Annotated in this window: 23 protein-coding genes, 1 tRNA gene and 3 pseudogenes; 17 read left to right on the plus strand and 10 right to left on the minus strand. The window is 66.1% G+C overall.

Features of this window, described 5'->3' with window-relative positions:
* Positions 1 to 391: 391 nt before the first annotated feature.
* Positions 392 to 697: pseudogene (locus tag EET13_RS31955) on the plus strand (response regulator transcription factor); the annotation flags it as partial.
* Between the two features lie 136 nt (positions 698 to 833).
* On the opposite strand, the gene EET13_RS25055 reads toward EET13_RS31955, so the two are convergent.
* From EET13_RS25055 to EET13_RS25075, 5 genes are all read right to left on the minus strand, one after another.
* On the minus strand, positions 834 to 2,195 hold the full coding sequence (locus EET13_RS25055) for an HNH endonuclease signature motif containing protein (RefSeq protein ID WP_122444790.1): 1,362 nt from the start codon (positions 2,193 to 2,195) through the stop codon (positions 834 to 836).
* Between the two features lie 114 nt (positions 2,196 to 2,309).
* Entirely contained in the window at positions 2,310 to 2,747 is a 438-nt protein-coding gene (locus EET13_RS25060) for a carboxymuconolactone decarboxylase family protein (RefSeq protein ID WP_122444791.1), read from the minus strand.
* Positions 2,747 to 3,619 carry an NAD(P)-dependent oxidoreductase gene (locus EET13_RS25065; RefSeq protein WP_122444792.1) on the minus strand — a complete coding sequence of 291 codons (873 nt, stop codon included), beginning with the start codon at positions 3,617 to 3,619 and terminating at the stop codon, positions 2,747 to 2,749. Before EET13_RS25065 ends, EET13_RS25060 begins: the two co-directional genes overlap by 1 nt.
* Positions 3,616 to 4,368 (minus strand): SDR family oxidoreductase, encoded by a 753-nt coding sequence (locus EET13_RS25070; RefSeq protein WP_122444793.1) that lies wholly within the window; start codon positions 4,366 to 4,368, stop codon positions 3,616 to 3,618. Before EET13_RS25070 ends, EET13_RS25065 begins: the two co-directional genes overlap by 4 nt.
* A gap of 8 nt (positions 4,369 to 4,376) precedes the next feature.
* Entirely contained in the window at positions 4,377 to 5,846 is a 1,470-nt protein-coding gene (locus tag EET13_RS25075; protein ID WP_122444794.1) for an aldehyde dehydrogenase, read from the minus strand.
* 221 nt (positions 5,847 to 6,067) lie between these two features.
* Here EET13_RS25075 and EET13_RS25080 point away from each other — a divergent pair, with 221 nt between their 5' ends.
* The 8 genes from EET13_RS25080 to EET13_RS25115 all read left to right on the plus strand — a co-directional run bounded on the left by EET13_RS25080 (position 6,068) and on the right by EET13_RS25115 (position 12,548).
* Entirely contained in the window at positions 6,068 to 6,694 is a 627-nt protein-coding gene (locus tag EET13_RS25080) for a TetR/AcrR family transcriptional regulator (RefSeq protein ID WP_122444795.1), read from the plus strand.
* Positions 6,691 to 7,908 carry a cytochrome P450 gene (locus EET13_RS25085; protein WP_122444796.1) on the plus strand — a complete coding sequence of 406 codons (1,218 nt, stop codon included), beginning with the start codon at positions 6,691 to 6,693 and terminating at the stop codon, positions 7,906 to 7,908. The genes EET13_RS25080 and EET13_RS25085 overlap by 4 nt, the downstream gene beginning before the upstream one ends.
* Entirely contained in the window at positions 7,909 to 8,733 is an 825-nt protein-coding gene (locus EET13_RS25090) for an SDR family oxidoreductase (RefSeq protein ID WP_122444797.1), read from the plus strand.
* Entirely contained in the window at positions 8,730 to 10,085 is a 1,356-nt protein-coding gene (locus EET13_RS25095) for a cytochrome P450 (protein ID WP_122444798.1), read from the plus strand. The genes EET13_RS25090 and EET13_RS25095 overlap by 4 nt, the downstream gene beginning before the upstream one ends.
* Positions 10,085 to 10,291, plus strand: coding sequence for a ferredoxin (locus EET13_RS25100; RefSeq protein ID WP_122444810.1), 207 nt, complete (start codon positions 10,085 to 10,087; stop codon positions 10,289 to 10,291). The genes EET13_RS25095 and EET13_RS25100 overlap by 1 nt, the downstream gene beginning before the upstream one ends.
* Positions 10,292 to 10,307: 16 nt before the next feature.
* Positions 10,308 to 10,853 (plus strand): nuclear transport factor 2-like protein, encoded by a 546-nt coding sequence (locus tag EET13_RS25105; protein WP_122444799.1) that lies wholly within the window; start codon positions 10,308 to 10,310, stop codon positions 10,851 to 10,853.
* Positions 10,854 to 11,004: 151 nt separating this feature from the next.
* Complete coding sequence (locus tag EET13_RS25110) at positions 11,005 to 12,132, plus strand: NDMA-dependent alcohol dehydrogenase (protein WP_122444811.1); 1,128 nt, start codon at positions 11,005 to 11,007, stop codon at positions 12,130 to 12,132.
* Complete coding sequence (locus EET13_RS25115) at positions 12,129 to 12,548, plus strand: nuclear transport factor 2 family protein (protein ID WP_122444800.1); 420 nt, start codon at positions 12,129 to 12,131, stop codon at positions 12,546 to 12,548. The genes EET13_RS25110 and EET13_RS25115 overlap by 4 nt, the downstream gene beginning before the upstream one ends.
* A gap of 4 nt (positions 12,549 to 12,552) precedes the next feature.
* Here the strand turns inward: EET13_RS25115 and EET13_RS25120 are convergent, their stop codons facing one another.
* On the minus strand, positions 12,553 to 14,007 hold the full coding sequence (locus EET13_RS25120; protein WP_122444801.1) for a hypothetical protein: 1,455 nt from the start codon (positions 14,005 to 14,007) through the stop codon (positions 12,553 to 12,555).
* 398 nt (positions 14,008 to 14,405) lie between these two features.
* Between EET13_RS25120 and EET13_RS25125 the strand changes: the two genes are divergently transcribed.
* From EET13_RS25125 to EET13_RS25135, 3 genes are all read left to right on the plus strand, one after another.
* Positions 14,406 to 15,284, plus strand: coding sequence for a cytochrome D1 domain-containing protein (locus EET13_RS25125; RefSeq protein WP_168991335.1), 879 nt, complete (start codon positions 14,406 to 14,408; stop codon positions 15,282 to 15,284).
* A gap of 139 nt (positions 15,285 to 15,423) precedes the next feature.
* Positions 15,424 to 16,755 (plus strand): PE-PPE domain-containing protein, encoded by a 1,332-nt coding sequence (locus EET13_RS25130; protein WP_122444803.1) that lies wholly within the window; start codon positions 15,424 to 15,426, stop codon positions 16,753 to 16,755.
* A gap of 36 nt (positions 16,756 to 16,791) precedes the next feature.
* Positions 16,792 to 17,196: an HIT family protein gene (locus EET13_RS25135; protein WP_122444804.1), complete on the plus strand. Its 405-nt coding sequence runs from the start codon at positions 16,792 to 16,794 to the stop codon at positions 17,194 to 17,196.
* Here the strand turns inward: EET13_RS25135 and EET13_RS25140 are convergent.
* Positions 17,168 to 18,617: pseudogene (locus EET13_RS25140) on the minus strand (sensor histidine kinase). The gene EET13_RS25135 and the pseudogene EET13_RS25140 overlap by 29 nt on opposite strands.
* Positions 18,618 to 18,657: 40 nt before the next feature.
* Positions 18,658 to 19,380: a two-component system response regulator PhoP gene (gene phoP / locus EET13_RS25145; RefSeq protein WP_122444806.1), complete on the minus strand. Its 723-nt coding sequence runs from the start codon at positions 19,378 to 19,380 to the stop codon at positions 18,658 to 18,660.
* Between the two features lie 160 nt (positions 19,381 to 19,540).
* Between phoP and EET13_RS25150 the strand changes: the two genes are divergently transcribed.
* From EET13_RS25150 to EET13_RS31965, 4 genes are all read left to right on the plus strand, one after another.
* On the plus strand, positions 19,541 to 20,263 hold the full coding sequence (locus tag EET13_RS25150) for a hypothetical protein (protein ID WP_122444807.1): 723 nt from the start codon (positions 19,541 to 19,543) through the stop codon (positions 20,261 to 20,263).
* Positions 20,264 to 20,290: 27 nt separating this feature from the next.
* Positions 20,291 to 20,362, plus strand: a tRNA-Thr gene (locus EET13_RS25155).
* A 355-nt stretch (positions 20,363 to 20,717) separates the two neighbouring features.
* Positions 20,718 to 21,083, plus strand: a complete 366-nt coding sequence (locus tag EET13_RS31960) for a sulfotransferase (protein WP_244604110.1) — start codon at positions 20,718 to 20,720, stop codon at positions 21,081 to 21,083.
* Entirely contained in the window at positions 21,059 to 21,526 is a 468-nt protein-coding gene (locus EET13_RS31965; RefSeq protein WP_244604111.1) for a sulfotransferase domain-containing protein, read from the plus strand. The genes EET13_RS31960 and EET13_RS31965 overlap by 25 nt, the downstream gene beginning before the upstream one ends.
* A gap of 248 nt (positions 21,527 to 21,774) precedes the next feature.
* Here EET13_RS31965 and EET13_RS25170 read toward each other — a convergent pair whose 3' ends face one another.
* Positions 21,775 to 22,389, minus strand: coding sequence for a PE family protein (locus EET13_RS25170; protein WP_168990884.1), 615 nt, complete (start codon positions 22,387 to 22,389; stop codon positions 21,775 to 21,777).
* A gap of 361 nt (positions 22,390 to 22,750) precedes the next feature.
* On the opposite strand from EET13_RS25170, the gene EET13_RS25175 reads away from it, so the two are divergent.
* Positions 22,751 to 23,386, plus strand: coding sequence for a maleylpyruvate isomerase family mycothiol-dependent enzyme (locus tag EET13_RS25175; protein ID WP_103846549.1), 636 nt, complete (start codon positions 22,751 to 22,753; stop codon positions 23,384 to 23,386).
* 177 nt (positions 23,387 to 23,563) lie between these two features.
* Here EET13_RS25175 and EET13_RS32470 read toward each other — a convergent pair.
* Positions 23,564 to 24,860, minus strand: a pseudogene (locus EET13_RS32470) (PE family protein); the annotation flags it as partial.

Raw genomic sequence — 24,860 nt, forward strand, 5'->3', positions numbered from 1 at the left:
CAAACGTGGTGCGGCAGTGGGGATTCATGACCGCCATCGAGCCGCCCCAACCGCCCCAACCGCCCCAACCGCCCCAGGAACAGATCTTTTCATCGGGGATGTCAGGGACCGCCTCCGGGTGAGGCAGCGCGAAGCCGATCCCCCACCGGGTTGGCCGCCGCCACCGCGGCCGATGGCCGCCGCCGCGGACCTCGGCGAGTTCAATCTGGGCTTTGCCTATGCCTCGCTGGCCGTCGCCAGCCTTGCCGCAGGTGACGTGGCGGCAGCCGCGCAGGCCGGTGAGGCGGCATGGAAACTCATGAATGCCCAGCCCGAGCTGGCGGTCGTCAACGTCATCCCGCTGGCACAAGTTGCGCTCGCCCACGACGCATCAGTGGCTATGCAATATGAGACCCTGGGGGACAGCGCATTTGAGGATGCCTGGTCTGAGGGGTCGGCGCTTCTCACCGACGAAGCGATTGCCCATGCACAACGCGGCCGCGGCCAACGCAAACGCCCGTCAACGGGCTGGGCTTCGCTGACCTCCGCAGAGCTCAACGTGGTGCGTCTTGTCAGTGAAGGGTTGCCCAACAAAGACATTGCGAGCCGTCTATTCGTTTCAGCGCGCACCGTGCAGGCACACCTGAATAACGTTTACGCGAAGCTGCGGCTCGCCTCGAGAGTGCAACTCGCCCAAGAGGCATCACGGCACGCCTGACAATCCAAGCGATCACGCAATGCCCGCCGCTGAGCGCCATGTGCCCCCGAAAGTTCGCCCGTAATGGGTCATCCGTCCGATAGCCCTCGTGGTCTTCCGAGTGGCCCTCTGTAGCAACGCCTCTGCTTTGCTGACGTCAATCAGCTTCCTCGTCGTCGGGCGCCAGAAGTTTCTCCGGGTGATGATAGCTATTCGTTCTCGGTTGTCCGCGATCTAGGTGGGCTGGGGGTAGCCATTCGGTGTCACCGTGGGCGTTTTTGCGGGTGGTCCAGCCTTTTTCGACGAGTCGGTTGTCGACTCCGCAGGCCAGGGTCAGCTCGTCGATGTCGGTGCGGCCGGTGGCCTTCCAGCCTTGGACGTGGTGGACTTGGCTGTGGTAGGCGGGGGCATCGCATCCCGGTTTCGTGCATCCTCGGTCCTTGGCGTAGAGCATGATTCGCTGCGCGGGGGACGCCAGCCGTTTGGTGTGATACAGCGCCAGGGCCTTGCCGCGATCGAAAATGGCCAAATAGTGGTGAGCGTGGCTGGCCAGGCGGATCACATCGCTCATCGGCAACAGCGTGCCCCCGCCGCTCAGGCCCTTGCCGGCGGCCGATTCCAGGTCCTGCAGCGTGGTGGTCACCACGATCGACACCGGTAACCCGTTGTGTTGGCCCAACTCCCCCGACGCCAACAGCCCCCGCAGTCCGGCAAGGACGCCGTCGTGGTTGCGTTGCGCCTGACTGCGCGTGTCACGGCGCACCGCCTGCTCCTCGGGCGTCTCATCCACGACGGGTGTTTGGTCATCGGGGTTGCACGCCCCGGGGGCGGCCAGCTTGGCCAACACGGCCTCCACGGCCGCGCGCAACTCCGGGGTCAGCATGCCGCTGAGGCGCGACATCCCGTCGTATTCCTGCCTGCCGATCGTGATTGCGCGCTTGCGGGCCCGTTCCCGGTCCCGGAGTTCCCCGTCGGGGTTGAGCCAGTCCATGATCCGCTGGGCGTATGTGGCCAACTCGTCGGGGCGATACTCGCTGGCCTTTCGGGCCAGGTCGGCTTCGGCGGCTTCCCGGGTTGCCAGGTCCACCTCGGCGGGCAGGTGGGCGAAGAAGCTGCGGATCGCCCGCACATGCCCGTCACCGACGAGCCCGTCGCGCTGGGCGGCCGCGGTGGCGCTCAGCTGCGGCGCCAACGGCTCTCCGGTCAACGCGCGGCGCTCGCCGAGATCGGCCGCTTCATCGATGCGCCGGCCGGCCTCGGCCTTGGTGATACGCAACCGATCGGCCAGCGCCGAACGCAGCGGGGCGCCCAGTTCTTCCTCGCCGGCCAGCGCGCCGAGCTGATTGATCAACGCGTGCTGCGGTGTCCGCAGCCGCCGCGCCACGCACTCCAGGCGCTCCAAGGCCCGCAACCGCTCCGGGGTGGTGAGCACGTCAAAAGACAACTCGCACAAACGATCCAGATCCGCGTCGAGCGTGTTGAAGACCCCGACGATGTCTTCACGACTGCTCGAACCCATGCCTGAAACTCTACGAACAACCACCGACAACAATCGCCGTCATGTGACCACTGAAACCACAGTGACACAAGGGAATACAGGACCACGGCCGCTACGTCATCGAGCGCGCACGCCCTAGTCGGCGGCCTTACCCGAGTGCATCTTCAACGCGGCGTCTACGTTGGCCTTCTTGTCCTCGTCGGCTCCCTTGGCCGCGGCCTTCTTACGCCTTGCCACCACGGTGTCAACCGCCCCATTGAACGCAGAACCCAGCGGAAACCCGAGATAGTGGGTGAGGAAGACGGCCATCTCCTTCAGTTCGGTCTCGGTGAGCTCTGCGTTGAGCAGCGCGGCGTTGATCTGGATTTCGGCCAGGTCGCGATTCCCGATCGCGGTCACCGCGGTCAACGTCATGATCCGCTTGTCGCGCATCGACAAGCCTGGCCGGGTCCAGATGGTGCCGAACAGGTGATCGACGGTGAGGTCGAAGTACGCGTCGCCCTCGATGTTGGGCATCTCCCAGCCGTAAACCTCGTTCATCTTGTCCAGGCCCTTGCGGCGCAGCTCGTCCATCACGACTCCTCAGCTAGATCGGGGTGCGGCACCCCGAGGCCGGCGGCCAACCGCTCCAATGCCAGCTTGGCCAACGGCAATTCAACCGATAGCGACTCCCCCAACGCCAGTGCCAGGCTCAGGTCCTTCTCCCCGAGTGCCCGGGTGTGCTCCAGCAGCGGACGCAGCGGGTCGTCGGGTTTCATCGCGGCCGTGGTCTCCCGGAACATGATGGCGCCGGGACCACCGGTCAGGGCATCGCTGTGGCGCACCACTTTGGCGAGCGACCGCAGGCTCACACCGCTTGCCTCGGCCAGCTTTTCGGCCTCGGCAGCCGCCGCGTAGGACACGAATGTCAGCATGTTGCGGGCCAGCTTCATCCGGGTACCGGCGCCCGGTTCGCCGGCGTGGATCACCAGCGACGCCCACCGGCGAAACGGCTCCTTGATCCGCTGGAACGTCTCGTCGTCGGCGCCCACCATGGTGGCCAATTTGCCTTCGGCCGCCGCCCCTGCGCCGCCGCTGACCGGGGCGTCCACAACGTGGACGCCCCGCGGCTCGAGCTGTCGCGCTAGGTCGACAGCGGTGGTGTCGCTGATGGTGGAATGAATCGCAATGATGGTGCCGGGCTTGGCATTCGCGGCCAGACCGTCGTTCCCGCCGATCACGCTGCGCACCTGAGCGTCGTCGAGCACCGTGACACTGATGATGTCGGCGCCGGCAACCTCGGCGACGCTCGCCGCCGCTGTGGCACCACCCTCGACGAACGGCTGCATGGCTTCGGCCCGCACGTCGAAGACCGTCACGCCGCCCGGCCAGTCGAGGTAACGCTTGGCCATTGGCGCACCCTGGTTGCCCAGGCCGATGTATCCGAGGCGGGGTGTCGCGGTCATGATCGGATAACCTGTCCGCCATCGACATTGAAGATCTGTCCGGTGATCCAGGAGGCCTGGTCGCTCAGCAGGAACAGGCACATTCCCACCAAATCCTCGGGAGTCCCCATGCGAGACAACGGAAGCTGATTGACCATGTCCTTGACCAGCTCGCCGGGCGTCACGGTTCGGGTGGCCTCGGTGTCGATCGGCCCGGGCGCGATCGCGTTGATCCGGATCTTCATTCCGCCCAGCTCCCGAGCGAGCTGTTGGGTGAGCCCGTTGACGCCGACCTTGGCTAGGCCGTAGAAGTTCGAGTACAGCCAGGCCGCGGTGGACGACTGGTTGACGATGGCGCCGCCGCCCCGCTTGGCCATGTGCCTGTATACCGCGCGGGTGCACACCAGCGCACCGTCATGGTTGACGCTCATGAACTTCCGGTAGTAGTCCCACGGCACAGTCAGCAGCAGGTCCAGCTTCATGCCGCCGTAGATCGCGGCGTTGTTCACCAGATAGTCGACGCCGCCGAATTCGCTGACGGTGCGCTGGGCCATGTCCTTGGCCGATTCCTCGTCCGAAACATCAACGGCCACCGGGATTGCGGTTCCGCCGTCGGCAGCGATCTGCTTGGCGACTGCCTCGGCGGTGCCGGTGTTGATGTCGGCGACCACCACGGACGCGCCTTCGCGCGCCAGCGCTTCGGCGTAGGCCCGGCCGATACCCTGCCCAGCCCCGGTGACAATGGCCACCTTGTCGTCGAATTGACCCACACCGTCTCCTAATTTGCTGCCTTGGCAATGAGTTTGGCTTCCAGGTATTCCTCGAAGCCGAGCAGTCCCATTTCGCGCCCGTTGCCGGACTGCTTGTAGCCGCCGAACGGCGCGTCCGCCGAATACCACACACCACCGTTGACGTTCACGGTGCCGACCCGCAGTCGCGCGGCGATCGCGGCCGCCCGGTCCGGGTCGGCGCCGAACACCGTGCCCGACAAGCCGTAGGGCGAGTCGTTGGCGATCCGTACGGCGTCGTCGTCACCGTCGTGGGCGATCACCGTCAGCACCGGCCCGAAGATCTCCTCCCGCGCGGGCCGGGCGTCATTGGTCAGGCCCGCGATGACGGTCGGCTCGATGAAGTATCCGACATCCCGGCCCGCCGGCCGTCCGCCGCCGCAGGCGAACGTCCCGCCTTCGGCGACCGCTAAGTCCAGGTAGCCCTGCACCCGATCGCGCTGACGCGCCGAAATCAACGGCCCGCACACGGTTCCCGGGTCCTTGGGGTCGCCCGGCCTGATCGACGACATCGTTCCCGCCGCGATGGCGACGGCCTCGTCGTAGCGCGCCCGCGGCACCACCAGCCGGGTGGTGATTGCACAGCCCTGCCCGGCGTGCACAGCGGCGGTGAACGCCGAAACCGCGCACGCCCCGGCCAAATCGGCGTCGTCGAGCACGATAAACGCCGACTTGCCCCCCAGCTCCAGGAATACCTTTTTGATGGTGGCCGCCGCGTCGGCCATCACGCTGCGCCCGGTCGCGGTGGAGCCGGTGAACGAAATCATGTCCACCCGAGGGTCTTTGGCCAGCAGCGCGCCCAGGCCGTGGTCGCTGGAGGTGACGATGTTGACCACTCCGGGCGGAAAATCGGTGTGGTTGGCGATGATCTCGCCGAGCACGGCCCCACACCACGGTGTGTCCGGCGCAGGCTTGAGTACGACGGAGTTGCCCGCGGCCAGCGCCGGCCCCAGCTTGGCCAGGTTGATCTGGTGGGGGAAGTTCCATGGTGTGATGGCCCCGACGACGCCCACGGCCTCCCGTGCCAAGGTGCGCCGGGTCGGGATGCCCAGCGGTGCCGCCTGACCGAGATCCTGCCTCCAGGAATAGGACTCGGCGGTGTCGGCGGCAAACGCCAGGTCATTGACCGGGCCTTCCAGCTGAGCGGCGGCGGTGAGCATCCGCGGCGCACCGACTTCGGAAATGGTCAGTTCTCGTAAGTCTTCGACGTGCTCGCGCATCGCATCGCGCAGCTGACGCACGCACCGCACCCGCAACGCGGTGTTGCGTGACCAGTCGGTGTCGTCGAAGGCACGCCGCGCGGCTTCGATGGCGCGTCCCATGTCTGCCGCGTCCGCGTCGGCGGCGACGCCCAGCACTTCCTCGGTGGCCGGATTGACCGTCGGAAAGGTGCCGGCACTGCCTTCCGACAACTTCCCGTCGATGAACAACGAGCTGACTCCGTCGGCCAACAAGGCCATCTAGCGCTCCCACCTGATCGTTGATGAAGACATCCAACCCGCTGGACAACTGGGGTGGACAACTGTCCGATATCTTTGCTTCGAACCATAGCTTCGCCTGTCGTAGCGGTGCAAGGGCCGGCACCGGAGACCGTCGTCGTACCGGCGCCAATATGCGGGACGAACTGCATTTTCAGCCAGCATGGTTGCCCGGCGCCACAACCGTCCGCTAGTTTGGACAGGTGTCCAGCGATGCACTGGTGGCGGTGACGGATCGGGCCGCGCAGGCAGTCGACGACCGGCCACGCAACCGGCGCCAGGAAGAAACGTTCCGCAAGGTGCTGGCAGCCGGCATGCAGACCCTGCGCGAGAACTCCTATACCGACCTGACGGTGCGCATGGTGGCTGCCCGCGCCAAGGTGGCTCCGGCCACCGCCTACACGTACTTCTCGTCGAAGAATCACCTGATCGCCGAGGTCTACCTCGACCTGGTCCGGCAAGTCCCCTACTTCACCGACGTCAACGTCCCGATGCCCGCCAGGGTGGATCAGGCGCTGCGGCACCTGGCGCTGGTAGTCGCCGACGAACCCGAGGTCGGCGCCGCGTGCACCACCGCGCTGCTCGGCGGTGGGGCAGACTCCGCGGTACGCGCGGCCCGCGAGCGCATCGGCGCCGAGATCCACCGGCGCATCGCGTCGGCCATTGGGCCCGGCGCCGAGCCCGCCACCGTATCTGCTTTGCAGATGGCGTTTTTCGGGGCGCTGGTGCAAGCCGGCAGCGGCGAGTTCACCTATCACGAGATCGCCGACCGCCTGGCCGATGCGGTGCGGCTGATCCTGGTCGGCGCCGAGAAGGCCAGCGACGCATGACCATTCATAGCGGCAAGTCCGACGTGGTCCTCGATCCCTACGACTACGACTTCCACGAGGATCCGTACCCGTACTACCGGCGGCTGCGTGACGAGGCCCCGCTGTACCACAACGCAGAACTCGGCTTCTGGGCGTTGTCGCGGCACCGGGACGTGCATCAGGGTTTCCGCAACAGCACCACGCTGTCCAACCGCGACGGTGTATCGCTGGATCCGGTGTCCCGCGGTCCGCATGCCGCCAAGACGATGTCGTTTCTGGCCATGGACGACCCTGCACATCTGCGGTTGCGCACGCTGGTGTCAAAAGGGTTCACCCCGCGCCGGATTCGAGAGCTCGAGCCGCGGGTGACCGAGCTGGCCGTGCAGCACCTGGACACCATGCTGGACAAGGCCGCGTCCGGAACCGTCGACTATGTCGCCGAATTCGCCGGCAAGCTGCCGATGGACGTGATCTCTGAGCTGATGGGCGTGCCGGTCGCCGATCGCGACCGAATCAGGACCATGGCCGACGGCGTCATGCACCGTGAGGACGGCGTCACCGACGTGCCGGCGTCGGCGATCGAGGCCTCGATCAATTTGATCCTGTATTACCAGCAGATGATCGCCGAGCGTCGCGCCACACCGACCGACGATCTGACCTCGGCGCTGCTGGATGCCGAGATCGACGGCGACCGGCTCACCGACGAGGAGATCCTCGGGTTCATGTTCCTGATGGTGATCGCCGGTAACGAGACGACCACCAAACTCCTTGCCAATGCCGCATATTGGGGTCATCGGAACCCTGACCAGCTGGCGCCGGTCTACGCGGACCTGTCGCGGGTGCCGCTGTGGGTCGAGGAAACCCTGCGCTACGACACGTCCAGCCAGATCCTGGCCCGCACCGTCGTGGCCGAGCTCATCTTCTACGACACCCGGATTCCCGAGGGCGACGTCGTGCTGCTACTGCCCGGGTCAGCGCATCGCGACGAGCGAGTGTTCGACCGGCCCGACGAGTATCTGATCGGCCGCGAAATCGGTTCCAAGCTACTGAGTTTCGGCAGCGGCGCGCACTTTTGTCTGGGGGCTCATCTGGCCAGGATGGAGGCCCGGGTGGCGCTCACCGAACTGTTCAAACGGATCCGCGGATACCAAGTCGACGAGACTAATGCCGTCCGCGTCCACTCCAGCAATGTCCGCGGGTTCGCCGCCCTGCCTATAGCCGTGGAGGTCCGCTGAATGCCACGCTTTCCACAACACCCGGACCGCCGGCCGACGATTGTTGCTGGCGCATCCTCGGGCATCGGCGCGGCCACCGCGATAGAGCTTGCTGCCCACGGGTTTCCGGTTGCGCTGGGTGCGCGGCGCCTGGACAAATGCCAGGAGATCGCCGCGGAGATCCAAGCCGACGGGGGCGAGGCCGTGGCGTTGCCGCTCGACGTCACCGATCCCGAATCGGTCACGGATTTCGTGTGCCACGCGACCGAAAAGCTGGGCAACATCGAGGTTCTGGTCGCCGGGGCCGGCGACACCTATTTCGGCAGGCTGCACGAAACCGACACCGAAACCTTCGAGTCACAGGTCCGGATTCACCTGATCGGGGCCAACCGCCTGGCCACGGCGGTGCTGCCGGGCATGCTGGAACGCCAGCGCGGTGACCTGATCTTCGTCGGCTCCGATGTGGCGTTGCGCCAGCGTCCGCACATGGGCGCCTACGGGGCAGCCAAGGCCGGGCTGATGGCTATGGTGACCAACCTGCAGATGGAGCTCGAAGGCACCGGGGTGCGCGCGTCGATCGTGCACCCGGGCCCGACCAAGACGGGGATGGGCTGGAGCCTGCCCGTCGAGTCGATCGGACCGGCCCTGCAGGACTGGGCCAAATGGGGTCAGGCGCGCCACAACTATTTCCTGCGAGCCTCAGATATCGCCCGGGCCATCACGTTTGTCGCCGAGACACCCCGGGGCGGCTTTGTGGTGAACATCGAGCTGCAGCCCGAAGCGCCGCTGGCCGCCGCCGCAGAGCGGCACCAGCTCAGGGTCGATGAGAAAGCGCTGGATTCATGACCACAGCCATCGTGCCGCGAGTGTCCGGCGGCCAGGACGAACACGGGCACCTCGAAGAGTTCCGGACCGATCCGATCGGCCTGATGCAGCGGGTGCGCGACGAGTGCGGCGACGTGGGGTGGTTCCAGCTGGCGGACAAGCACGTCGTCCTGCTCTCCGGGGCCAAGGCCAACGAGTTCTTCTTCCGGTCTTCCGACGAGGAACTGGACCAGGCGCAGGCCTATCCGTTCATGACGCCGATCTTCGGCAAGGGGGTGGTGTTCGACGCCAGCCCCGAGCGCCGTAAGGAGATGTTGCACAACTCGGCGCTGCGCGGTGAGCACATGAAGGGCCATGCCGCGACGATCGAACGCGAAGTGCACCAGATGATCGAGAACTGGTGCGACGAAGGCGAAATCGACCTGCTGGACTTCTTCGCCGAGCTGACCATCTACACCTCGACCTCGTGCCTGATCGGCACCAAGTTCCGCAACCAGCTCGACTCACGATTCGCACACTTTTACCATGAACTCGAGCGCGGCACCGACCCGCTGTGCTACGTCGACCCGTATCTGCCGATCGACAGCTTCCGCAGACGCGACGAAGCCCGAAAAGGGTTGGTGGCTTTGGTTCAGGAGATCATGCACCAGCGGATCGCTAACCCGCCCATCGACAAACGCGACCGCGACATGCTCGACGTGCTGGTTTCGATCCGCGACGAGGCCGGCCACCCGCGGTTCTCCGCCGACGAGATCACCGGCATGTTCATCTCGTTGATGTTCGCCGGGCACCACACCAGCTCGGGCACCTCGGCGTGGACGCTGATCGAACTGCTGCGCCATGCGGACGCCTACGCCGAGGTGATCGCCGAGCTCGACGAGCTCTACGCAGACGGGCAGCCGGTGAGTTTCCATGCGCTGCGCCAGATTCCGCATCTGGAGAACGTGCTCAAGGAGACGCTGCGGCTACACCCGCCGCTGATCATTCTGATGCGGGTGGCCAAGGGCGAGTTCGAGGTCGAGGGCTACCCGATACACGAAGGCGAACTGGTGGCGGCCTCACCGGCGATCTCGAACCGGATTCGGGAAGACTTCCCCGATCCCGACGACTTCATGCCGCAGCGTTATGACGAGCCGCGCCAAGAGGATTTGATCAACCGCTGGACGTGGATTCCGTTCGGCGCCGGCCGGCATCGTTGCGTGGGCGCGGCGTTCGCCACCATGCAGATCAAGGCGATTTTCTCGGTGTTGTTGCGCAAGTATGAGTTCGAGATGGCGCAGCCGCCAGACAGCTATTGCAACGACCACTCCAAGATGGTGGTGCAGTTGGCGCGGCCGGCCACCGTGCGCTACCGCCGCAGAAGAAGCTGCTGATCATGGCTTACCGGATCGAGGCCGACCTGGAATTGTGTCAGGGCCACGCGATGTGCGAACTGGAGGCGCCCGACTATTTCCGGGTGCCCAAGCGAGGCAAGGTCGAGATCGTCGATGCGCAGCCGCCCGAGGAGGCGCGCCCGGAAATCGAGCGAGCGGTCCGATCATGCCCCACCCAAGCCCTTTTCATCAAACAACAGGACTGATAGAGGACTGGTGAATATGGTGTCTTTCGAACGCGCCGAACTCGACGAGTGGGTGCAGTCGTGGCTGCGGGCCAACGAGGACTGCGAAAAGGCGGGCGACTGGACGCCGCTCGCCGATTTCTACGCCTCCGATGCGACCTATGGCTGGAATATCGGCCCCACCGAAGACGTGATGTGCGTCGGGATCGACGAGATCCGCGGCATCGCGCTCGGCCTGGAGATGCAGGGCCTGCAGGATTGGCAGTATCCCTACCAGAAGGTGATCGTCGACGACCGCCAGGGCGAGATCGTCGGGTTCTGGAAGCAGGTCGTCGTCGACGCCGACGGCGGACGGCAGGAGGTCTACGGAATCGGCGGCAGCTGGTTTCGGCTCAACGCGGACAAACTCATCGAGTGGCAGCGGGATTTTTTCGACTTCGGGCACGTCTCGGCGCTCTACATGCAGCTGATGAAGAACGGAGAATTGTCGGAGGGCATGCGCAAACGGATCGACCGGGGCCTGTTAGGCGAAAAGATGCCCGGGTATTACCCACTGGGCCAGGCTCCGGTACCGCTGTGGTGAGCCGCCCGCCAGGACCCAACCAAGCATTTGTTTTGTTTGGCGCGCTATGCTGGCGCCACCGGGGGTGCCCTGCGGTACTCGTCACCACCGATGCTCGGCACGATGGGGCCGGGCAGTCTCAATTCAATGGCGAAATGGGGTCATGTCTACCGTGAAGACAAAAGGCGCTCTGATCTGGGAATTCAACCAGCCATGGTCGGTCGAGGATATCGAAATCGGTGACCCCGTCAAGGACGAGGTCAAGATCCAGATGGAGGCGGCGGGCATGTGCCGCTCCGACAACCACCTGGTTACCGGCGGTATTCCGATGGCGGGTTTCCCCGTGCTGGGCGGCCACGAGGGCGCCGGGATCGTCACCGAGGTGGGACCGGGTGTGGACGATATCGCCCCGGGCGACCACGTGGTGTTGTCCTTCATCCCGTCGTGCGGGAGGTGCCCCACCTGTCAGGCGGGGCTGCGCAATCTGTGCGATCTGGGAGCCGGGCTGCTGGCCGGTGCCGCGGTAAGCGACGGTACCTTCCGCATCCAAGCCCGGGGCCAAAACGTCTACCCGATGACGCTGCTGGGGACCTTTTCGCCCTACATGGTGGTGCACCGCAGCTCGGTGGTGAAGATCGACCCGTCGATCCCGTTCGAGGTCGCCTGCCTGGTCGGCTGCGGCGTCACCACCGGCTACGGCTCGGCGGTGCGCACCGCCGACATCCGGCCCGGTGACGACGTCGCCATCGTCGGTCTGGGCGGCGTCGGCATGGCCGCGCTGCAGGGCGCGGTTGCCGCCGGCGCGCGCTACATATTCGCCGTCGAACCGGTGGAGTGGAAGCGCGACCAGGCGCTGAAATTCGGTGCCACCCATGTCTATCCCGACATCAATGCCGCTCTCATGGGCATCGCCGAGGTCACCTATGGACTGATGGCCAAAAAGGTGATCATCACCGTCGGCGAACTCCAGGGCGCCGACGTCGACAGCTACCTGACCATCACCGCCAAGGGCGGCACCTGCGTGCTCACCGCGATCGGCAGCCTGCTGGACACCAACGTGACGCTGAACCTGGCGATGTTGACGCTGATGCAGAAGAACCTGCAGGGCACCATCTTCGGCGGCGGCAACCCGCAATACGACATTCCGCAGCTGCTGTCGATGTACAAGGCCGGCAAGCTGAACCTCGACGACATGATCACCCGTCAGTACCGGCTGGAGCAGATCAACGACGGTTACCAGGACATGTTGGACGGCAAGAATATTCGCGGCGTAGTCCGATTCACGGACGCCGATCGATGACCCAGACGTCCCAATCTCCCGCACTCACCGCGTCGCAATCGTCGTGGCGCTGCGTGCAAGCCCACGACCGAGCGGGCTGGCTCGCGTTGATGGCCGACGACGTCGTCATCGAGGACCCGATCGGCAAGTCCATCACCAATCCGGATGGCACCGGCGTGCACGGCAAGGACGGCGTAGCCGCCTTCTACGACACCAACATCGCGGCCAATCAGTTGACGATCACCTGCGAGGAGACATTCCCGTCGAGTTCGCCCAACGAGATCGCCCATATCCTGGTGCTGCGTAGCAGGTTTCCGGGCGGCTTCACCAGCGAGGTCCGTGGCGTGTTCACCTATCGCGTCGACGACGAGGGGCTGATCGCCAACATGCGCGGGTATTGGAACCTCGAGATGATGACGTTCGGCAAGGAGGAATAGGGCATCAGCCGATCCGGCCGATACCGGTGATGTTGCCCTGCATGATCTTGTTGCCCATGAGCACCATGCAGGCGGTTTGAATCGGGTCGCTGAGGATAGTGGCCGATTTCGGTTGCTGCAGTACCACTTTCCCGTTGTTTGGGTCGACGACGGCAAAGGCGAAAACATCCAGGGGCGTGGTGTTGTCCAATCCGATCCGGGTGATCGTGTAGATCAGGCCGTCGGCGATGGACAGGTGCGGCAACGCGGCGCTGCGAGTTCGGCTGTCCCACACGGTGCGGCAGCCGGTGGGCTCGACGTCCACCCTGGTCATCCCGCCGACGAACGGCGCCGTCGGTGGCACTGCCGGGCCAGCGCCCGCCGGCACCGCCGGATACGGGTAGCCGTAGGTGCTGGCGATGAACATCGAATTCCCGACACCGATGGGAGAGTTCTCGCTGCCCGGGCCGCCCTGGGTTAGCACCGGTTGCTCGCACAACAGCGTGCCGGTTCCGGACTGGTAGACCAACGCGTGAACCAGCGGATCGGCGTTGTCCACGATGGTCAGGTAGTCGGCCCCGGTCGGGCCGAAATAGGTTGGGGTGGAGCCTGTTCCCCAGCTCAGTTGCCCTGGTTTGCGGGCCGGTCCGCGATCGTAGGCTTGACGCCACAGGATCTGCGGGTTGCCCATACCGTCCAGGTTGAGTTCATAGAGGGCGAAGGTGGTGGCGACCGCGACGCGATTGCTCGGTGCCGCCGAGATGCTGTTGGCCACTTGCTCACCGGCGGGCAATTGCACGCTGGCAACACCCCCACCTGTTTTTGCCACGCCCACCACGCCGGTGCCGGTGGCGAACCAGACATTGCCCAGGTAATCGGGAACCACCCCGACGGATTGGTCGCCTGGCGGTATCACGCTGGACACATCGGTGGACTCGGTGACGGTCAGTTGCCAGCAGCCCCTGCCGTCCTTGGCGTGAGCAATGCGCAGCAGATGGTTGGTTCCGTCGATCATCACCAGCTGGTTGTTGTTGTCCAGGTACGCATAGACGCCACCGAGCAGGCCGCCCTTGGCGATATCCATGCTGGCCAACGGAATGACTTGCGGGACAATGCCGTTGGGGTCGATCAGGTGAACCACCGGGGCCTGGGTGATGTCGGAGGTGCACAGCGCCAGCACCAGGCCGTCGGTTCCCTGGGTTATCGTCGGGCACGCGGCCACCAGTGGGTACGCCAGGATCGCGGCCGGCCTGGCACCGGGTCCGGGCAGCGGTCCGGCGTCGGCCGATGCGGCATCGTTGTGCATGGACGCCAGGCCATTGGGCGCCATGAACGGATTAGGCGGTGCCAACGGGCCGAACATGGCTGCTGCTCGCGCGTTGGGTGGAAGGCCCCGGGAAAGCGCCGCGGGTACAAGAGAAATCGCGCACGCGGCCAGAAATGCCGTAGGAACAGCCAGCATTGCTGTGGGAAACCGCACCGGGGCCCCTCCCGCGCATTGGGTTTAGTGGATTGTCGCGATCACGGACAACGACACGGCAACGCGGTGTTAACGGTTTCGCCTCAATGGCGAACCGACGGTACCGGATGCGCGGCGACAAACAACACCCCGAATTCGCACGCGGGGGTCAGGCGCCGGGCGCACACTGCAAGGGACCACAGACGACCAGGAGCGTGCATATGATTGCCAAAGCCGATGATCAGCCAACCCAACAACACTGGCGGCTCGCGCCGATACCGGCGCTGAGGAGCGCGCTGGCGGTTGTGGGAGCTGTCGTGTTAGCCCTGTACCTAGCTGGATGCCGAGGTTCTTCGGGCGGTCAGGGTCCTACCGCCAGTTCTCACCCGGCTGTTCCGAGTTACCGGGTTACCGCGACCGTGCCCCTCGGCAAGAGCGCGGGGTGGCTGGCCGTGGATCCGGGCACCCATGCCGTCTACGTCACCCACGTCAAAGGCAACGCGGTGTCGGTAATCGACGCCTCGACGCACACCGTCACCGCCACCGTCCCCGTCGGTACCAATCCGTATGGGGTGGCGGTGGATCCGGGCACCCACACCGTCTACGTCGTCAACCACGACGACAACACCGTGTCGGTAATCGACGCCTCGACGCGCACCGTCACCGCCACCGTGCCCGTCGGCAAGAAGCCGTTCGGGGTGGCAGTGGACCCGGGCACCCACACCGTTTACGTCACCAACAACGGCGAGACCACGGTGTCGGTCATCAATGGCGCCACGCACACTGTCGCCGCCACCGTGGCCCTCGGCGAGGGTGACCGCGGCGTCAGCAAGACCCCGACGGGGGTGGCGGTGGATCCGGGCACCCACACCGTCTACGTCGTCAACGACCCCGACGAGGTGTCGGTAATCGACGGTTCGACACGCACGGTCATCGCGGCCCCGCGCGTTGGCTTCGACCCAATCGGGGTGGCGGTGGATCCGGACACCCACACCGTCTACGTCACCAGCCGCGACAACAACGTGGCGTTGATCGACGGCTCGACGCGCACCGTCGCCGCCACGGTGCCCGTCGGCAAGGACCCGTTTGGTGTGGCGGTGGACCCGGGCACCCACAGCGTCTACGTCACCAACTCCGACGACAGCACGGTGTCGGTGATCGACGGGCCGGCGCGCACGGTGGCGGCCACGGTGCCGGTCGGCAACGGACCGGGCCCAGTGGCGGCGGATCCGGGCACCCACAGCGTCTATGTCGCTGTCTCGGGCGACAACTCGGTGTCGGTGATCCAATCTCGATAGTGCCCGAAATGCTGGTGACGTTTCGGCCCGTGAAAAGCCGCGCTCAGGCCGCCATCGGCGAGTACCCTCACAGCCACTGATTGCGTCGGGCCCACACGGCGTTGATGTTCGCCCGTGTTCGCTCCGCCGGGAGGCACCAGTGTCATACGTCGTGGCAACCCCCGAGTTGCTGGTCACTGCTGCCGGCGATTTGGCCGAGATCGGGTCGGCGGTCAGCGCGGCGAACGCGCAGGCGGCCAGCTCCACAACGTCGTTGCTGGCCGCAGCCGCTGACGAGGTGTCCACCCGCATCGCGGCGTTGTTCGGCGCGTACGGCCTGGAATGCCAGGGAGTCGTCGCAGCAGCGGCGCAATGGCATGCGCGGTTTGTGCTGAGCTTGGCGGCCGATGCCAACGCATATCTAAACGCCGAGTTCGCCAACGCCCAGCAACATCTGCCGAACGCAGTCAACGCACCGGCCCAGCTGCGGGGGTACCAGCCGCTCAACACCGCCACCAGCGCAGCGGCCGGAACCAGGATCACGATCCCCGGCGCGGGGCCGCTGTACTACCCGAACTTCATCACCACGCTGCCCTATCTCGGGCAGGTGCTCCTGCTGGGCGGTGTCCCGGGGCCAAGTTCGGTGTCAATCCTGCAGGGGTATGAGCTGCTCAACCATGCGATCGGACAGAACTGGTTCCCCGGCACCACCGCTCAGCTTGTCAACTACCCGGCCAGCATTGGCATCCTCAGCGGGAGCCTGGCCGCACCCAGCACCAATGATGCCGTCGCCATGGGACAGCGCGCGCTCAACGACCAGATCATGAATGCGTTTGCCAACGGTAACGGCTCGCCGGTGCGCATTGCCGGGCTGTCAGAAGGAACCATCGTCGTCAACCGCGAATTGGCTTACCTGGCAGCCAACCCGAGCGCTCCGCCGCCTGACGCGCTGCAGTTCGCCATGTTCTCCAGCCCTGAGCTCGGCCTGGCCCACATCTACCTGCCGACCGGGATGACCGTGCCGCTGATCAACTACACGGTGCAGGGCCTGCCGAACACCCAGTACGACGTCAGCGTGGTGTTCGGCCAATACGATTTCTGGGGCAATCCGCCTGATCGACCCTGGAATCTGCCGGCGGCGGTGAACTCTCTGTTCGGGGCGGCGTACTACCACAACACGGCATCACTGGCCTCGCTGTCGGATGCGGTGCAGCTGTCCAGTACGACCACCTCCTCCGGCGGCACCATCACCACCTACGTGGTTCCCGCGCCGACGCTGCCAATGTTGTTGCCGCTCACGGACATCGGCGTTCCAAAACCAATCGTCGACGCCCTCAACTCGCTTCTGCAGCCGATTGTCAACGAGGGCTATTCGTCGCTGACCCCTGAGGCTGGACCGTACTTTTCACACGGGTCGCTGGTCGGCTTGCCGACTGCCGCAGATGTAGTGGGCTCCGTGCAGCGTGACCTTGTCGGGTCCCTCTTCGGGTGACGCCGGGCCGCCGATGCGCCCACCTATGCTGGACGGATGGCGTCGATCTTCACCAAGATCATCAACCGCGAACTACCGGGCCGCTTCGTCTATGAGGACGACGACGTCGTCGCGTTCCTGACGATCGAGCCGATGACCCAGGGCCACACGCTGGTGGTGCCGCGTGCCGAGATCGATCAGTGGCAGGACGTGGACAGCGCGGTGTTCGCCCGCGTCATGCAGATCAGCCAATTGATCGGCAGGGCCGTGTGCAAGGCGTTCCACACCGACCGCGCCGGCGTGATCATCGCCGGGCTGGAGGTCCCGCACCTGCACGTCCACGTGTTCCCCACCCACAGCTTGCGCGACTTCGGCTTCGCCAACGTCGACCGCAACCCGTCCCCGGAGTCCCTCGACGAAGCGCAGGCCAAGATCAAGGCGGCCCTGGCTCAACTGACCTGAGCCGCCACCTTGCTGACCCGCGGCAGCGTGACGCGAAAGCAGCAACCCTCCCCCGGGGCCGTCGTCACCCTGACGGCACCGCCATGAGCCTTCACCAAAGAGTCGACGATGGACAGTCCCAAGCCGGTGCCGCCGCTGGCTCGGGCCCGCGACGAGTCGGTGCGGTAGAAGCGTTCGAACACCCGCGATGCGTCCTCCTGGCTCATGCCCGGCCCCTTGTCGGCAACCTCGAGCACCGCGTCGTCGCTTTCGGTGCCGACCCGTACGGTGATGTCGGCGCTTACGGGTGTGTGCTGCAACGCATTTGCGACGAGGTTGCCCAGTACTTGGCGCAGCCGGGCCTCGTCGCCGAGCACCTCCGGGGTGCCGGGACCTTCGAGAAATTCCAACGTGATCTTGCGGTTGGGGTCAATCGCCTGTGCGTCGTGCACGGCGTCGCTGGCCAGCGCCAGTAAGTCCACCTGGTTGTGCTCCAGCGGCCGCTGGACGTCCAAGCGGGCCAACATCAGCAGGTCATCCACCAGCAGGCCCATCCGGCTGGCTTCGCTCTCGATCCGCGACAGCAACATGGCGACGTCGCGGGCAGCGCCCTGCCGGTACAACTCCGCGAAGCCGCGAATGGTGGTCAGCGGTGTGCGCAGCTCGTGGCTGGCGTCGGTGATAAAGCGGCGCATCCGGTCCTCGGAACCGCGCGCATTCTCGGCAGACGATTCGGAGTCCGCCACCGCCTGCTGGATTTGGGACAGCATCCCGTTGAGCGCCAACGAAAGTCGCCCTACCTCGGTCCGTGGGTCGCGTTCGGGAACCCGGCGGTCCAGCTGTCCGGCGGCGATCGCCGCGGCAGTCTGTTCCACTTCGGCCAACGGCCGCAGGCTACGGTGCACCACCGCGTAGCCGGCGATACCGACGACAACCAGCACGGCAGCGCCAATCCCGATCTGCAACCAGACCAGAGATCGAACCGTGTGCTGGACGTCGGACAGATCGATGGCCACAGTGGTCAGGCCGCCATGGGTCCCGTGCACCGAGACCGCGCGCCATTCGATGTCGGAGCCGTTTACCGACGGCAGTGTCGTCGGTTCGGGACCGACATCGTTACCGGGCGGCAATGCCGGCTCGGCATTGCGATCGTTGATGGCCGTCACGGTGTGGCCGTCGGGGCTGATGCCGCGTACGTAGAACTTTGACGGCGGCCGGGCGGGATCGGGACCGTCCAGGTGGGACACCGAGTGCTTCCACGGAGACTGCGCCCAGGTGCGCGAGGCGTCCAGCAGCGTCGAATCGATGCGGCTGATCAGGCTGTGCCGCAGGATCGACGTGACCGCCACACCCGAAGCCAGCAGACCGCACAGCACCAGAACCAGGGTGGCCGCAACCAGGCTTACCCGCAGCGGTATTCCGCGTCGACGGTGCGTGGCCATGGTCTCTACCTAGCCGGGCCAAGCACCACACGAAGCGCGCTCATCGTGGCTCCCGAAGCACGTAGCCCACCCCACGCAGGGTGTGCAACAGCCGCTTCTCCCCGGTGTCGATCTTGCGCCGCAGATATGAGACGTAGGACTCGACAACGTTGACGTCACCGCCGAAGTCGTAGCGCCAGACGTGGTCGAGGATCTTCGGCTTGCTCAGCACCGTGCCGGCGTTGATCACGAAGTAGCGCAGCAGGGTGAACTCGGTGGGCGACAGCGACACCGGCTGGCCGGCCTTCCACACCTCGTGGGTTTCCTCGTCGAGCTCGATGTCGGCGAAGGTCAGGCGGGAATTGCGGGGTTCGGTGCTGCCCTTGCCGGCGCGGCGCAGGATGACCCGCAACCGGGCCACCACCTCCTCCAGGCTGAACGGCTTGGTCACGTAATCGTCGCCACCCAGGGTCAGGCCGGCGATCTTGTCCTGCAATGAGTCTCGCGCGGTCAGAAACAATGCCGGGGCGTCAATGCCGTCGGCACGCAGTCGGCGCAGCACCCCGAAGCCGTCCATGCCGGGCATCATCACGTCGAGGATCACCGCGTCCGGGCGGGCTTCCCTGGCCCGGTCCAAAGCCTGGGCTCCGTTGCTGGCGGTGTGGACCTCGAATCCCTGGAACTTCAGGCTCACCGAAAGCAGTTCGACGATGTTGGCCTCGTCGTCGACGACGAGGATACGAGCTTCCGGCGCGGTGACTTCGCCCGGATTCACTGCGGTCATGAGAACAATTCCTGCAGCACGTAGTTGAGGACTAGCTTCACGTTCATTGAGTACTTCCTGAGAGCTCGTTGGCAGTCGACTGATAATAGTCTGCCAGGCGTCGGTCGATCAGCTTGAACCATGCGCAATTATTCGGGCGCGTCGCGAATACACTCGCAGGATGAATCTCGGCAACACCCTTGTGGCTATCGCGACCTTGCCGGCCCGCGCCGGCCTTGCCGCCGCCGAATCCAGCCTCAACCTTGCCGGCGCGGCGGTTGGTCTGGCGAAGCAGGCGCTGGGCGATACCGGTGGTGCGGGTGGTTCGAACGCAATGGCCAGCGTCCTAGGAATCGAAGAGGCGATCGTGCGGGCCAACCGGCTGGCCAAGCTCCTGGACGAAGACGCACCGCTGGGACGCGCGATCGCACCCGACGGGCCGATGGACCGAATGCTGCGACCCGGCGGGGTGGTCGATCTGCTGACCGCACCCGGCGGGCTGCTGGACCGCCTCACCGCCGAGGGCGGCGCCATGCAGCGCGCGCTGCAGCCGGGCGGGCTGGCCGACCAGATACTGGCCGAAGACGGCCTGGTGGAGCGGGTGCTTTCCGAAGACGGGCTGGCCGACCGGCTGCTCGCCGAAGGCGGCCTGATCGACAAGCTGACGTCGAAGAACGGACCCCTCGAACAGCTCGCCGACGTGGCCGACACGCTGGCCCGGCTGGCGCCGGGCATGGAGGCGCTTGAGCCCGCGATTGCCACGCTGCAAGACGCCGTCATCGCGCTCACCATGGTGGTCAACCCGCTCAGCAACATCGCCGAGCGCATCCCGCTGCCGGGCCGCCGGCCACGCTCGTCGTCTCGCTCGGTGCGCTCGCAACGCATCATCGACAGCGAGCACTGACCCATTAGGCTGGCACCGGTTAACCAGGCCTCCTTAGCTCAGTGGTAGAGCACTCGCCTTGTAAGCGAGCGGTCGTCAGTTCAATCCTGACAGGGGGCTCCGCGGTTGGCGTTTGCGCTGGTAAAAGCGTTTTCGCCGCCGAATATCCGTCCGATTGAGCACCGCATGAGCACGATTTTCAGTTCTGGCTGCCGATGGAACGGAGAATCCGCGCGGGGCAGAACGTGATCGCGGGCACGCTGGTTTGCGCCGAACAACCGGGTGGCATCGTTGACGTGCTGATGGCCCATGTTCCGGTCGGAGCCGACGCGCACAAGGCCTGGCTCATGGCGGGCGGCCGCGTCCATGTGCGATCAGCCGCTAAAGGCATTTGCGGTCGGTTAACATGACGGCATCACACGGGTAGACGTCCTCAGGGCATTTCGTGGTGCGGAAGGTAGGTCGGGGGTGCGCGGTGAAAGCCATTCATTTCATCTCCGGTCTGCCGCGTTCGGGTTCGACGCTGCTGGCCGCGTTGCTGCGACAAAACCCGCGGTTCCAGGCGGGAATGTCGGGTCCGCTGGCCGGCCTGTTCGGCGCCCTGCTCGACGAAATGAGTGGGCGCAACGAGTTTTCGGTGTTCATCGATGACGCCAAGCGCGAGCGCATCCTGCGCGGATTGTTCGACGACTTCTATGCGGACTCCGCCGCCCAGGTGATCTTTGACACCAACCGCGGCTGGTGTGCGTGGATGCCCGCGATTGCCCGGCTGTTTCCCGAGGCCAAAGTGATTGCCTGCGTGCTGAACTGCAGTGGGTGGTCGACAGCATCGAGCGGTTGATTCAACGCAACGTCTTCAGCCCGTCGTCGATCTTCAACTACAGCGCCGGCGGCACCGTCTATAGCCGCGCCCAACAAGTGGTGGCGCCCGATGGCATGGTCGGCGGTCCCTACGATGCCCTCAAGCAAGCCTGCTACGGCGCGCAACGGGATCGACTTCTGTTGCTGCAGTACGAAACCCTGAGCGGCGACCCGGCCAAGGCGATGCAGGCCGTCTACTCGTTTCTCGGTGAGCCGGTGTTCGACCACGACTTCAGCCACGTCGAGTACGACGTCACCGAGTTCGACGAGCGCGCCGGGACACCGGGACTGCACACCGTGCGCCCCACGGTCATGGCCGAGCCGCGCGACACGTTGCTACCGCCGGATCTGTTCGACCGCCTCATCCACGACGCCTTCTGGCGCGACCCGGAGAGGACTCCCGCCGGGCTGACGGTCCTGTGAGGTTTGCGCTCTCTCAGAGAGCGAACAGCGGCATTGCGTAAGGCGTTTTTTGCGTACCGAGCATGCGTTGAACGGACCGGGACAGTCCCGAGCCCGTGGGGCTGGTTAGGCGATGCGGGATGCCCAGTCGCACCAGGTGGGCCGGTGCGAGCGACTGCGCGGATGCAGCGGCAGCCTGATGCCTCGACCGGGCAGTCGCCACACCGCATGACGGTAACCGCGGTTGCGTTTCGATCAGCGGCGAACTGTCACGGCACATTCGCGCCGGGCGCACCGATAACGACCGCTCCCGTCACGAGGGCGGGAGGGGGAACTGTGAGGTCGGCGGCCCCGCCGTCGCCGCTGGTGTTGCCTGCGCCGGTACCGCTACCGCCGTCGCCGCCAGTGCCGGTGCTGGTGGTGATGGCGCCGCCGGCGTTTGCCCCACAACCACCCACCGGGACCACCGGCCTGCCCGGTGCCCGGCGCCCCATTGGTGCCCGGCCAAAACAGCGGCCGCCCCGTGAACTGCTGGACCGGCGTATTGATCGCGTCTTGCACGCCCGCGGCTGCAGACGCGGCCGCTTGCAGCGGCGACGCGCTGGCGGCCTCAGTGGCCCATACAAGAACCCACCGCCCTTCAGCGCCTGCACGAGCTGGTCATGAAACAGCGACGCCTGCGCGCCCAGCGCCTGAAACTGCTGGGCGTAACCACCAAACAACCTCGCGACCGCCGCCGACACCTCATCCTCAGCCGCCGCAATAATCGACGTCGTCGAGCCCGCCGCCGCCACACGGGCCTCCCTGATCGACGACCGCAGGCTGGTCAAGCTGGAAGACGCCGCGGCCAATTCGTCGGGCACGGCGAACAAGAAAGATGACATGCTAACCCCCATCACGAGCGGGTGGCGAGTCCGAGTAGGAGCCTTAAGACTGTTTCGAGACGCTACGCGCGCCCGCTCGAAGCATCGCCGAACCTTTGCGATCGGTGACCCAAGGCCCGTGTGGGGACTTAAGTCACACCTCGTAAGGCCAACAAGTGACCCGGCAAATACCGCGAAGCCAAACCCCCCAACAGAATCGCGGCGGGCACGCCCGAGTCGTAGACAGGCGCGAGAGGGTCGAATTCGACGTGTTCATTGCGATGCGGACCGTGGACCGCACAAGAACGCTGATGTACACGCTCAGTGCAGTTCATTGCGGAAAGCCCGTTTCGACCACAGTCGGTCCTCATATCCTCGTCGGATGAACCGCGACAAAATCCACGCCGCTATCGCAGAAGAGCGTCGCAGCATTGCGGATCTGATCGACAGCCTGGATGATTCGCAACTCGCCACCGAGAGCTTGTGCTCGGGTTGGGATGTGAAAACCGTGGCAGCCCATCTGGTTCTTCCCCTGGAAGGAGGGCCTTTCCCGGTTGTCATCTTGGCCTTGCGACGTCGCAACCCGGCTCGGGCGTTCGACGAGATGGCACGCCGGAGAGCACGGTCGACCGCCACGGAAATCGCGGCGAGTCTCCGCAACCTTGCGGATCACCAATATTGGCGGCCCCCGCCAAAAATCCCGGCAAGGCTGGCCGAAATCCTCTGCCACAGCGGCGACATCAGAATCCCGCTTGGAATGCCCTTCGAACCCGATCCGCAACTGACGATGATCGCGCTGGAAATGTTAACCGGACCCTTCCCGTACGGCTTCATGCCGCTTGGACGGCTACGCGGCCTTGGTTGGCGGGCCACCGACATCGACCAAGCATGGGGCAAAGGACCGGAAATCCGCGGGCGGACCGCCGATCTGCTGATGGCGGCGGTTGGCCGCACCGCCACGCTGGATGCGCTGGACGGGCCTGGATTGCCGGTGTTGCGGCAGCGAATATCGCACTAGTCAGGCACACCGTAAGTCGTCCGACGTCCGACTACGTAGGCGAACACGATGTCGCCGGCGACAGTGCCGACGAGCCCGGGCGTCAGACCGCTCAGCGTCGGCGCGACTGTGTTGCCGTTCCAGCGGGTCATGCCGCTGCCCGCCAGCGGTGGTAGCCGGGCGATCCGTACGGCAGAGTCAGCCGCTGGGACCGGGCGGCCCGGCCTGGCCGAACGGTCCGGCGGTGCCGCCGGCACCACCTTTACCGCCGGCCCCGTTCGTGAAGCCAGTCCCACCGGTGCCACCACCGCCACCGGGTCCACCGTTCCCGATGAAGTTCGCGTTGCCGCCGTTGCCGCCGTCACCACCGGCCCCACCGACGGCAGAGGCGGCGAACGCCGAATTGTCGCCGCCGGCGCCACCGTAGCCACCCCAGCCACCGCCGCCGTAGAGCAGCCCGCCGTCACCGCCGTCACCGCCGCGACCACCGGCCGCACCGGGGCCACTGGCATCGGCGCCGTCACCGCCGGCGCCACCGAACCCGCCGTCCCCACCGTGACCGATCAGCGTCACGCCACCGGCGCCGCTTCCCCCGGCGCCACCCTTGCCGCCGACGACGGTAGAGCTGCCAAGCCCACCATCGCCGCCGTGGCCGCCGCCGGGGCTGTTGCCGATCAGCCGCCCGACGGTGCCGCTGTTGCCCCCGTTACCGCCGGCACCGGCCGCCGCGCTTTTCCCGCAGCCGCCGCCGTCACCACCGCCGCCACCGGCTCCACTGTCACCGAACAGCCAGGCGGAGCCGCCGCTCCCCCCGTTGCCACCGTTACCGGCCGCGCCGAAGGTCTGACCAAGGCCGCCAGCGCCGCCTTGCCCGCCGTCTCCACCGTGGCCGAATAGCAAACCGCCGTTGCCGCCGGCGCCGCCGTTGCCGCCGCTACCGGTACCAAAAGATTGGACAAGCCCCGCGCCACCGTCCCCGCCCTTGCCGCCTTGGCCGAACAGCCAGGCGTTGCCGCCGTTGCCGCCGTAGCCGCCGTTGCCGTTGAGGCTGGCCAGGGCGTTTCCGCCGTCACCGCCGCTACCCAACAACAATCCACCGTCGGCGCCCTGTTGCCCAACGAGACCGTCGCCACCACCGCCGCCGTCGCCGATCAGCAGTCCGGCCCGGCCGGCGGTGCCGCCGAAGCCGTCGACGTATCCGGTCCCCCCGTCACCACCGTTGCCCACCAGCAGCCCGGCGCTGCCGCCGCTCCCGCCGGTGCCGCTGGTTGTTCCGATTCCGCTGTCGCCGCCGTTGCCGCCGTTGCCGAACAGCCAGGCGCTACCGCCGTTGCCGCCCGCGCCGGCGTAGGCGCTGGGCGCGCTACCACCGGCCCCACCGGCACCGCCGTTACCCCACAGCCAGCCGCCGGCCCCACCGGGTGCGCCGGCCCCGGCGGTCCCCAGGAGCCCCGTCACGCCGCCGCCGGCACCGCCGGCACCGCCGCTGCCGAAC

Source organism: Mycobacterium attenuatum (genome assembly GCF_900566085.1).
Classification (GTDB): domain Bacteria; phylum Actinomycetota; class Actinomycetes; order Mycobacteriales; family Mycobacteriaceae; genus Mycobacterium; species Mycobacterium attenuatum.